Here is a 1,375-nt window from a genome sequence, read left to right on the forward strand (position 1 = left end):
GAACTAAGGTTCTTACAGACGAAGGGGAGAAACCTATCGAGGAAATCGAGGTAGGGGATAAGGTTCTCGCTAAGTCTGAGGAAACCGGAGAAGTGGCGTATAAAGAGGTCGTGGGGCTGTTCCAAAAACAGGCTGACGAAATCTACTATGTCCACATCGGGGATGAAATCATTGAGGTTACGGGTGAGCATCCGTTTTGGTTGGACGGTAAAGGATGGACGTTCGTTAAAGACCTGAAGGTTGGTGACTTGCTTGTTTCGAGTGATGGCTCTAAACTGGCAATAGATAAAATTGAGAAAGAGCCACGCCAAGCAACGGTTTATAACTTTGAAGTTGAAGATTTTAATTCTTACTTTGTTTCTAACCTTGGTATATGGGTTCATAACTGCGAGATTCTTAAAGCAAACAACATGTCCGAATTTTTCAAACTAGATTTTGGCGCTTCAATAAAAAGTCAGTCACAAAAAACGAGTACAATTGTTAAAGGTGCTACGGTTTATAAGGTTAATGGGAAAACAGGGAATGATTATTTAAAGAAAGGTGACCAGTTTTATTTAGATACCTTACACCATGACCACATTGAGGTGTTTGATAGTCGTGGTAAAGTTAAAGCAGTACTGAATTTGGATGGTTCGTTTAATGCGAAGAAAACCGAAGCAGCATTGAAAGAAGGTCGGACAATTCCTTAAAGAGGAGAGAGTGTATGCAGGAAGAGTTAATGAGAACATATACTGTACTTTCTCGTTTGAATGCTTCATGCCGAGAACAAGTTATTTCTCAGGAAGAATTAGACGAGCAAGATTCGAACTTTGAAGATTTACGGAAAATTTTAATTGAACTTGGGAATATCCTAACTAAACTTGAGAGCAATGACTTGAAGTCAGTTGATGAAACAGTCGAAACCCTATTGCAACTGCATCTGAAATTTTCGGACTATATTTGGCATATTGACCAAGTCCATGAGCTAGTAAAGAAAATGGCAGGGAACTACCGAGATTCATATTAGTTTTTCAGACCTTGACCTTGGGGGCAAACCTCAAGGTCTTTCTTTTACCCCTACCCAGTGCCGAATGAATCGGGTGATACACTTTGAAGGAGCCTAACCTTCAATTTCTATTTTGAAAAGTAGGTGAGTGGAAGTGTTGGCTACCAATTTGCAAGATGTTCTAAAAAATTTCGATTTCACAGACAGCGTAGTTACTGAAGTAAAATGGGCTGACAATCTAACAGATCTAATAGTAGTTGTCGATTATTATTGGGATATTCAAGAAGGTCATAACGCTACAAGACTATTAAAGATTTTTTTCAAAAATTGCAAAAACCTGAATCCGTGAACTTGAACAAATAAATCCTGAGGCGGACACAGGAAAATGCA

The 1,375-nt window shown here is 39.0% G+C and carries 2 protein-coding genes; both read left to right on the plus strand.

The genetic code is table 11. From position 1 onward, the window contains the following. A partial coding sequence (locus tag RW092_RS01790; RefSeq protein WP_316009349.1) for a polymorphic toxin-type HINT domain-containing protein occupies positions 1 to 689 on the plus strand: 689 nt, incomplete at its 5' end. Between the two features lie 14 nt (positions 690 to 703). Further along, positions 704 to 1,006, plus strand: a complete 303-nt coding sequence (locus RW092_RS01795) for a hypothetical protein (protein ID WP_316009350.1) — start codon at positions 704 to 706, stop codon at positions 1,004 to 1,006. Positions 1,007 to 1,375: the final 369 nt, after the last annotated feature.

The organism is Paenibacillus sp. 3LSP, assembly GCF_032465655.1.
In the GTDB taxonomy this organism is placed as follows: domain Bacteria; phylum Bacillota; class Bacilli; order Paenibacillales; family Paenibacillaceae; genus Fontibacillus; species Fontibacillus barengoltzii.